The following is a 1,070-nucleotide window of genomic DNA, read 5'->3' on the forward strand; positions in this document are numbered from 1 at the left end:
TCGAACGACACGTTGTCGCCGGGCATAACCATCTCGGTGCCAGCTGCCAGGGTCACGGTGCCGGTCACGTCAGTTGTACGGAAGTAGAACTGCGGACGGTAGTTCGCGAAGAACGGCGTGTGACGGCCACCCTCTTCCTTGGTCAGGATATAGGCTTCGGCTTCGAACTTGGTGTGCGGTGTAACCGAACCCGGCTTACACAGAACCTGGCCACGCTCAACACCTTCACGGTCGATACCACGCAGCAGCGCGCCGATGTTGTCGCCCGCTTCGCCGCGATCCAGCAGCTTGCGGAACATTTCAACACCGGTACAGGTGGTTTTCTTGGTGTCGCGGATGCCGACGATTTCGATCTCGTCGCCAACATTGATCACGCCACGCTCAACACGACCGGTCACAACTGTACCACGGCCCGAGATCGAGAACACGTCTTCGACCGGCATCAGGAACGGCTGGTCAACAGCACGCTCAGGCGTCGGGATGTACTCGTCCACGGCAGCCATCAGCTTGCGGATCGATTCTTCGCCGATTTCCGGGTTGTTGCCTTCCATCGCGGCCAGTGCCGAACCGGCAATGATCGGAATGTCGTCGCCAGGGTAATCATACGAGCTCAGCAGCTCGCGGATTTCCATTTCAACCAGCTCCAGCAGCTCTTCGTCGTCAACCTGGTCAACTTTGTTCATGAACACGACCATGGTCGGGATGCCAACCTGGCGGCCCAGCAGAATGTGCTCGCGGGTCTGAGGCATCGGGCCGTCAGCCGCGTTCACAACCAGGATCGCGCCGTCCATTTGCGCCGCACCAGTGATCATGTTCTTGACGTAGTCGGCGTGGCCGGGGCAGTCAACGTGGGCGTAGTGACGCGCATCGGTCTCGTATTCCACGTGGGCCGTCGAGATGGTGATGCCACGTGCTTTTTCTTCAGGCGCGCCGTCAATCTGGTCATACGCTTTGAAGTCACCGAAATACTTGGTGATTGCTGCGGTCAGCGTCGTCTTGCCGTGGTCAACGTGGCCAATCGTGCCGATGTTGACGTGCGGCTTATTACGCTCAAACTTTTCCTTTGCCAT

The 1,070-nt window shown here is 58.6% G+C and carries 1 protein-coding gene; it reads right to left on the bottom strand.

Annotated elements, in window-relative coordinates:
* The coding region (gene tuf, locus AC2FH2_RS19750) for an elongation factor Tu (RefSeq protein WP_496824985.1) at positions 1-1,070 on the bottom strand (1,070 nt) is incomplete at both ends.

It is taken from the genome of Ruegeria sp. YTSA105 (assembly GCF_059610225.1).